The organism is Kitasatospora sp. NPDC054768 (assembly GCF_053612025.1).
In genome coordinates this window covers 1-6,813 of sequence record NZ_JBSHBN010000274.1, presented here as the reverse complement: position 1 = coordinate 6,813, position 6,813 = coordinate 1, and the positions used below count along the sequence as shown (strand labels likewise).

10 protein-coding genes are annotated in these 6,813 nt (G+C 73.4%); 6 read left to right on the top strand and 4 right to left on the bottom strand.

Annotated elements, in window-relative coordinates; all coding sequences use genetic code 11:
• The 3 genes from ACWGKU_RS39830 to ACWGKU_RS39820 all read left to right on the top strand — a co-directional run.
• The coding region (locus ACWGKU_RS39830; protein ID WP_094743042.1) for an acyl-CoA dehydrogenase family protein at positions 1-86 on the top strand (86 nt) is incomplete at its 5' end.
• A gap of 171 nt (positions 87-257) precedes the next feature.
• The gene (locus tag ACWGKU_RS39825; RefSeq protein ID WP_359910148.1) at positions 258-1,124 is read left to right on the top strand and encodes an oxidoreductase; all 867 of its coding nucleotides are present in this window, start codon (positions 258-260) and stop codon (positions 1,122-1,124) included.
• Between the two features lie 121 nt (positions 1,125-1,245).
• A complete protein-coding gene (locus ACWGKU_RS39820; RefSeq protein WP_401050317.1) occupies positions 1,246-1,743 on the top strand; it encodes a GNAT family N-acetyltransferase in 498 nt (165 codons plus the stop codon).
• On the opposite strand, the gene ACWGKU_RS39815 is transcribed toward ACWGKU_RS39820, so the two are convergent.
• Complete coding sequence (locus ACWGKU_RS39815; protein ID WP_452179149.1) at positions 1,736-2,332, bottom strand: NAD(P)H-dependent oxidoreductase; 597 nt, start codon at positions 2,330-2,332, stop codon at positions 1,736-1,738. The two genes, ACWGKU_RS39820 and ACWGKU_RS39815, sit on opposite strands and share 8 nt — an antisense overlap.
• A 124-nt stretch (positions 2,333-2,456) precedes the next feature.
• Here ACWGKU_RS39815 and ACWGKU_RS39810 point away from each other — a divergent pair, with 124 nt between their 5' ends.
• Entirely contained in the window at positions 2,457-3,110 is a 654-nt protein-coding gene (locus ACWGKU_RS39810) for a class I SAM-dependent methyltransferase (protein ID WP_452179148.1), read from the top strand.
• Between the two features lie 41 nt (positions 3,111-3,151).
• On the opposite strand, the gene ACWGKU_RS39805 is transcribed toward ACWGKU_RS39810, so the two are convergent.
• Positions 3,152-3,535 (bottom strand): MerR family transcriptional regulator, encoded by a 384-nt coding sequence (locus ACWGKU_RS39805; RefSeq protein WP_359910136.1) that lies wholly within the window; start codon positions 3,533-3,535, stop codon positions 3,152-3,154.
• 161 nt (positions 3,536-3,696) lie between these two features.
• On the opposite strand from ACWGKU_RS39805, the gene ACWGKU_RS39800 reads away from it, so the two are divergent.
• Both ACWGKU_RS39800 and ACWGKU_RS39795 read left to right on the top strand, forming a co-directional pair.
• On the top strand, positions 3,697-4,191 hold the full coding sequence (locus tag ACWGKU_RS39800; protein ID WP_359910133.1) for a peptidylprolyl isomerase: 495 nt from the start codon (positions 3,697-3,699) through the stop codon (positions 4,189-4,191).
• A 287-nt stretch (positions 4,192-4,478) separates the two neighbouring features.
• Positions 4,479-5,057 carry a hypothetical protein gene (locus tag ACWGKU_RS39795; protein WP_401050324.1) on the top strand — a complete coding sequence of 193 codons (579 nt, stop codon included), beginning with the start codon at positions 4,479-4,481 and terminating at the stop codon, positions 5,055-5,057.
• Here ACWGKU_RS39795 and ACWGKU_RS39790 read toward each other — a convergent pair.
• Together ACWGKU_RS39790 and ACWGKU_RS39785 are read right to left on the bottom strand one after the other, a co-directional pair.
• A complete protein-coding gene (locus ACWGKU_RS39790; protein ID WP_452179147.1) occupies positions 5,054-5,575 on the bottom strand; it encodes a hypothetical protein in 522 nt (173 codons plus the stop codon). The genes ACWGKU_RS39795 and ACWGKU_RS39790 overlap by 4 nt on opposite strands.
• 38 nt (positions 5,576-5,613) lie before the next feature.
• Positions 5,614-6,813: LCP family protein (locus ACWGKU_RS39785; RefSeq protein WP_452191801.1), on the bottom strand; the 1,200-nt coding region annotated here is incomplete at its 5' end.

The window sequence follows — 6,813 nt, the reverse complement described above, 5'->3', positions numbered from 1 at the left end:
GGATGATGCGGGACGCGAAGATCACGCAGATCTACGAGGGCACCAACCAGGTCCAGCGGATCGTGATGGCCCGCAACCTCCCGTAACCCCACCCGACATCCCACTCGACGTACACCCACGGCCCCCGACCGCCCGCCCGCGGTCGGGGGCCGTATGTCGTCCGGCATCGAACCGTCCTGGACGCGGCCCCCGTGACGGTGTCATAAATGATCGTCAACTCATGGGCAGCACGCGACGATTGCGAGAGATCGACGATCATGGGCAGCACCCCCGAGCAGCACCCCGCCGGCAAGGTCTGGCTGATCACCGGCGCCAACTCCGGCTTCGGCCGGGCGCTCACCGAGGCCGCGCTGGCGGCCGGCGACACCGTCGTGGCCGCCGCCCGGCGCCCCGAGACGCTGGCGGAGCCGGCCGCCGCGCACCCGGACCGGCTGTTCCCGGTCCGGCTGGACGTCACCGACCAGGAGCGGATCGCGGCCGTCGTCGCGGAGACCGTCCAGCGGCACGGCCGGATCGACGTCCTGGTCAACAACGCCGGGCGTGGGCTGATCGGCGCCGTCGAGGAGTCCACCGACCGCGAGCTGCGGGACCTGATGGAGCTGCACTTCTTCGGCCCGGCCGCACTCACCCGGGCCGTGCTGCCGCACCTGCGGGCCCGGGGCTCGGGCGCGGTGGTGCAGATGAGCAGCATGGGCGGCCGCTTCAGCTTCCCCGGCGTGGGCGCCTACTCGGCCACCAAGTTCGCGCTGGAGGGGCTGTCCGAGGCGCTGGCCAAGGAGGTGGCCGGCTTCGGGGTCAAGGTGCTGATCGTCGAGCCCGGCGCGTTCCGGACCGGCTTCGCGGGCGGCGACGCGCTCGCCCACAGCGCCCCGATCGAGGCGTACGAGCCGATCGTCGGCCCGGTCCGCACCGGGCTGCCGGACAGCGACGGCAAGCAGGCCGGCGACCCGGCGAGGGCCGCCGAGGCGATCCTGGCCGCGCTGGCCGCCGAGCACACCCCGCTGCGGCTCGCGCTCGGCAGCGACGCGGTGGACGGCGTCCTCGGCACCCTCGACGAGGCGCGGCGGGAGACCGAGACGTGGGCGGCGGTCGGCCGCGGCACCGACTTCCCGGCCGGCGAGTAGCCCGCCGGGCGGCGGACGGCCCCGTCCACCGGGCGGCGGGTGCCCACGCCCCCGGTCGGTGGAGGGCCGCGCGACGAAAACCGCGCGACGGCGGGCAGCCGCGCTCCGTAGGCTGCCCGCCATGTCCTCCGTGCCCACCAGGCCCTCCGTGCTCAGCCTGGCCCCCATCACTCCCGAGAACGTCGACGCCGCCCTCGCCCTGCGGGTCCGCCCCGACCAGGAGGCCCTGGTGGCGCCGGTGGTGAAGTCGCTGGCCGAGGCGTACGCGTACGGGGAGGCCGCCTGGCCCCGGCTGATCCTGGACGACGGGCGGCCGGTCGGCTTCGTGATGGCCTTCTTCGACCTCACCTTCTACCCCGACCGCCCCGGCGACCGCCCCCGCTCCGGCCTGTGGCGGCTGCTGATCGACGCCGAGCGGCAGCGCGGCGGCTACGGCCGCTTCGCCGTCGAGCAGGTCTGCGCCGAGATCCGCCGCCGCGGCGGATCCCGCGTCACCGTCACCCACCACCCGGGCCCGGACGGCCCGGAGGAGTTCTACGCCCGTCTCGGCTTCCGCCCGACCGGCGAGCTGAGCGGCGGCCAGACCGTCGCCGAACTGGACCTCCCGCCGCTCAGCTGAGCAGCGCCGCGGCCTGCTCCCGGGCCTGTCGCAGCCAACCGGCGCGCTCGGCGTCGGAGGAGTCGGTGACCGTGCGGAACACCGTCCGCCGCACCTCGGCGACCCCGACGTACGGCAGCACGCAGGCCGCCCAGATCCGCTCCAGCGGGTCGCCGAACTCCTCGCGCTCCCGGGCCTCCGGGGTGTCCGAGGTGTTCAGCACCAGTGCCCGGCCGGCCCGCAGCAGCCCGGCCGGCTCGCCGTCGGCCGTCCCGAGCTTGTACGCGACACCGGGCGCCAGCACCCGCTGCACCCAGCCGGTGAGCACCGCGGGCGGCATGCCCCACCAGTTGGGGTGGATCAGCACCAGCGCGTCCAGGGCGGCCACCTCGGCGCGGTGCAGGGCGAGGACCGGATCCCCGGACCGCTCCGCCGAGGCCACCGTGCCGGTCTCCTCGGCGGCCAGCAGCGGTGCGAAGCCCTCCGCGTACAGGTCGTGGGCGCGCACCCGGCAGCCGCGCCCCCGCAGTTCGTCCACCACGGCCCCGTACAGCGCGTGGTTGAAGCTCCCCGGCCGCGGATGCGCCAGGTAGACCCCGATCGTGCTCATCTTCCGTCCCCCTCGGGCTGGTTGGCCGGACCGATGGTAGGCGCGTGCCCCGGTGTCGCGCACCCGGCAAGGATCCGCCGGACACGTCCCGGGTCCGGTCGGCCGCCCGGTAGGGTCCGGGGCCATGACCGAGCCGGACTTCCTCACCGAGACCAGGGCGTTCTACGACGCCGTCGCCACCGAGTACACCCAGCTCTTCCGGGACGCGTTGGACCGCATGCCGATGGACCGGGCGATGCTGGGGCTCTTCGCCGACCTGGTCCGCGCCGAGCGGCCGGACGGCAGGACGGCCGAACTCGGCTGCGGCCCGGGCCGGATGACCGGCCCGCTGCACCGGCTCGGCGTCGACGTGCACGGGATCGACCTCTCGCCGCGGATGGTCGAGCTCGCCCGGCAGGCCCACCCGGAGGTGCCGTTCAACGTCGGTTCGATGTTCGACCTCCCCTTCCGGGACGGGGAGCTGACCGGCGTGGTGGCCTGGTACTCGATCATCCACACCCCGGCGGAGCGGCTGCCCGCGGTGTTCGCCGAGTGCGCCCGGGTGCTCGCCCCCGGCGGCCACCTGATGCTCGCCTTCCAGGTCGGCGACCGGCCGTCGCGCCAGGAGCGCCCCTTCGGCCACCCGGTGTCGCTGGACTTCCGCCGGCTGCGGCCGGAGCGCGTCGAGGAGCTGGTGCGGGAGGCCGGCCTGCCGGTCACCTCCCGTACGGTCCGTGAGCCGGAGGGCGACGAGAAGACTCCGCAGGCCTATCTGCTGGCCCGCAAGCCGAAGGGCTGAGGCCTCCAGCGGGCCTCCTGCGCGGCCTCCTGCGCGGTCTTCTACGCGGCCTCGGACGAGGACGGCGGCTGCCCGGAGGCGGTCGCGATCACCTCGTCCAGCACCTCGCGGGAGCGCAGCAGGTCGCTGATCGTCCGGTCGATCCGTTCGCGCTCCGCGGTGAGCTCCTCGACCAGCAGGGGGGTGGCGACCTCGTTCGGGCTGCCGTCGGAGTCCCGCATGCAGGGGAGGATCTTGTAGATGGTCCGGCTGTGCAGCCCGGCCGCGAAGAGCTCCTGGATGTGCACCACCCGGTCGACGGCGGCCTCCGGGTACTCGCGGTGGCCGCCCTCGGTGCGGCGGGCGGCGAGCAGGCCCTGCTGCTCGTAGTAGCGCAGCGAGCGTTCGCTCACACCCGTCCGACGGGCCAGTTCGCCGATCCGCATGCCGCCCACCCCGTCCCCGTGCCGCACTGAGGCCTGAACCTGACATCGATGTTAGCTTCCCGGTCTCGCTCTGGGGCGGAAACCGGATAACACAGCCGCGTCCGGCCGCGCCCGACCGGGGGCAGCGCGCGCCGAACAGGTGATCGTGCCATCATCCCTGCATGTCTTCCAACGTTTTCTTCGACATCACGATCAACGACGAGCCGGCCGGCCGGATCGTCTTCAAGCTGTACGACGACGTCGTTCCCAAGACCGCCCAGAACTTCCGCGAGCTGGCCACCGGCCAGAACGGCTTCGGCTACGCGGGCTCCGGCTTCCACCGCGTGATCCCGGCCTTCATGCTCCAGGGTGGTGACTTCACCAACCACAACGGCACCGGTGGCAAGAGCATCTACGGCGAGAAGTTCGCGGACGAGAACTTCCAGATCAAGCACGACCGCCCGGGCCTGCTGTCGATGGCCAACGCCGGCCGCAACACCAACGGCTCGCAGTTCTTCATCACCACCATCGTCACCGACTGGCTGGACGGCAAGCACGTCGTCTTCGGCGAGGTCGTCGAGGGCATGGACCTGGTCAAGAAGATCGAGGGCCTCGGCTCGCAGAGCGGCCGCACCTCGGCCAAGATCTCCATCGCCGCCTCCGGCGAGGTCAAGTAGTCGCCGCCGCCACTGGCACGCACCGCCCCGGAGCGGGACGTCGGATCTTCCGGCCTCCCGCTCCGGGGCGGTTTCGTACCCGCTCGCCGTACCCGCCCCGGGCCCGTTCCCGCGCCGGGTCGCGGTGCGGTGCGGTGCGGTGCGGCGGGCAGGGTAGCCGGGAGCGCCGCCGTCCGGGCCGGAACCGGGCAATCGTGCGGTCCTCCTTTTCCGGGGCCCTACGCTCGACTTCTCGGACGCGGCCCAAGCCGCGGCCGAACTCGACTCTGCGGCAAGGTGGTTGACCGATGGTGGAGCAGGGCGCCGACGACGGCGAGGTGACCTACGAACAGGTGACGGTGGTCTCCCTGGCCGGCTGCGAGCCGGTCGGCCCGGCGCGGTTCGCCGTCCGGGTCGTCCGCGAGGGCATGACCGTCAAGCGGGTGGCCGGCTACTGGGTGCGCTGGGACGAGCGGTGGGGCGCGGAGGAGGTCCGCCACCACGCCCGCTGGGTCGCGGACGAGGAGTACGTGCGGCCGGACACCGGCAGCCTGGACGGCACCCTCGCGGTGATGGTCGCCGCGTACTGGACGGATCCGACGGGCGCCTTCCCGCGCCGCCCGGGCACCGAGACGGTGGTGACCTTCCGGCCGGGCGAGACCGAGCACGAGCTGGTGCTGGAGCAGCCCGCCCCGGTCGTCCACGCCGCCGCGGCCCCGTACCGCCCGGCCTCGCTCTCGGTGCAGCTGACCCACGCGAGGTGGCTGGGCGGCGACGGGCAGCCGATCCACTACGGCTTCTCGGGCGCCACCGAGGCGGCCGGCGGCGAGGGGGAGTGGCTGGTCCGCTTCCCGGAGTGCGGCACCGGGCTGCTGCCGTTCGTCTAGGCCGTTCCCTCGCTACCGGTGCGTCCGGCGCGTTCAGGTGGCGCAGCAGCTGGCCGGGCCGGTGCCGGGCAGGCCCACCGGCCGCCCGTCCGCACCCCCACCTTGCGCGCCGGGATGCCGGCCCAGACCTCCCCGGGGCCGGTCGAGCGGGTGAGCACCGCATTGGCGCCGACGACGGTGCCCGCGCCGACGGTCAGCACGCCCTCCTTGCACACCACCTTGGCGCCGGCGCACAGCACCGCGCCGTCCTCGACCACCACCCGCCGCATCGCGCTCTCCTCCTGCGGTACCCACGGGTCGGCCCGGCCGATGGTCACGCCGTTGTAGAGCGTCACACCGGCGCCGAGGGTGGTGTACGGGTGCAGCACGGTGCCGAAGCCGCGGTGGAAGACGAGCAGTCCGGGCCCGATCTCGCACGCGGCGGGCACCTCCATCCCGTAGAGCGCGAGCGCCTCCTGGACCAGGCGGCCCAGGAGGCGGTGGCGACGGCGGTGGATCAGCGCGGTGACGAGTGGCATCCACCCATTGTGTCGACGCGGTCGCACAAAGTCGCGGACTACTTGAAGTCCGGCACCGCGGTGTCGTTCTTGAAGGCGGCGAAGAGCTGCTTGGACTTGTTGGCGTCCCACAGCACGGCGGACTCGCCGGTCTTGGTCCGGTAGTCCGGGTTGCCGATCGGCACGGTCAGCGACTTGCCGCTGCCGCCGTTGACGTCCTTCATGGCGAGGAAGAGCGAGCCGAGGTCGGTCAGGCCGCAGTCCTCGTCGACGATCAGGGTGCCGAGCGCCGAGTCGACCAGCGGGTAGAAGGTGAACGGGTTCATCAGGTTGCCGGGGGAGGCGGCCTGGTGGGCCAGGGCGCCGAGGAACTTCTGCTGGTTGCGCATCCGGCCGAGGTCCTGGTCGGCCATCTGGTGGCGCTGGCGGACGAAGGCCAGTGCCTGCTTGCCGGTGAGGGTCTGGTCGCCGGCCTTGAGGTCGAGGCCGGAGTCCTTGTCCTGGACGTCCTGGTCGATCTTCATCTCGACGCCGCCGATCGAGTCGACGATGCCGACGAAGCCGCCGAAGCCGATCTCGGCGTAGTGGTCGATCCGCAGGCCGGTGTTCTGTTCGACGGTCTGGACCAGCAGCCGGCCGCCGCCGTTGCCGAAGGCCGAGTTGATCTTCGCGGTGGTGCCCTTGACCGGCTTGCCGTTGCTGCCCGGGTGGTCGGGGATCGGCACCCAGGAGTCGCGCGGGATGCTCATCAGGGTGTTCCCGTTGTCCCCGACGTGCAGGATCATCATCGAGTCGCTGCGCTTGCCCTCGGTGTCGTGCCCGGTGTGCAGGTCGTCCTGCTCGGCGTCGGTGAGGCCCTGGCGGCTGTCGGAGCCGACGATCAGCCAGTTGGTGCCCTTGCCCGCGGCCGGGCGGCCGGGGTAGTCGGCGAGCACGTTCTCGTGGTTGAGCTTGGAGTCCGCCCAGAACCAGGTGGAGACGGCGGTCACCATGACGGCGATCAGCACGCCGAAGACCGACCACTTCACGATCCGCCGCCGCGGCCAGCGCCGGGCCTGGGCACCGGGCGGGCGGGTGCCGCCGGGCCCGCCGGGGCCACCGGGGCGGCCCTGCCCGCCGGGTCCGCCGGGGCGGCCCTGACCGCCGGGGCCACCGGGCCCGCCGTGAGCGCCGTGGCCTGCGGCGCCGCCGGGAGCACCGCCGGGTGCGCCGGGACGGCCTCCGGGTGCGCCGGCCCCCTGCGGGGGGACGCCGCCGAG

Coding starts and splice junctions, on each gene's coding strand:
- ACWGKU_RS39825 (WP_359910148.1), top strand. CDS start 258: ATGGGCAGCACCCCCGAGCAGCACCCCGCCGGCAAGGTCTGGCTGATC.
- ACWGKU_RS39810 (WP_452179148.1), top strand. CDS start 2,457: ATGACCGAGCCGGACTTCCTCACCGAGACCAGGGCGTTCTACGACGCC.
- ACWGKU_RS39790 (WP_452179147.1), bottom strand. CDS start 5,575: ATGCCACTCGTCACCGCGCTGATCCACCGCCGTCGCCACCGCCTCCTG.
- ACWGKU_RS39815 (WP_452179149.1), bottom strand. CDS start 2,332: ATGAGCACGATCGGGGTCTACCTGGCGCATCCGCGGCCGGGGAGCTTC.
- ACWGKU_RS39795 (WP_401050324.1), top strand. CDS start 4,479: ATGGTGGAGCAGGGCGCCGACGACGGCGAGGTGACCTACGAACAGGTG.
- ACWGKU_RS39820 (WP_401050317.1), top strand. CDS start 1,246: ATGTCCTCCGTGCCCACCAGGCCCTCCGTGCTCAGCCTGGCCCCCATC.
- ACWGKU_RS39805 (WP_359910136.1), bottom strand. CDS start 3,535: ATGCGGATCGGCGAACTGGCCCGTCGGACGGGTGTGAGCGAACGCTCG.
- ACWGKU_RS39800 (WP_359910133.1), top strand. CDS start 3,697: ATGTCTTCCAACGTTTTCTTCGACATCACGATCAACGACGAGCCGGCC.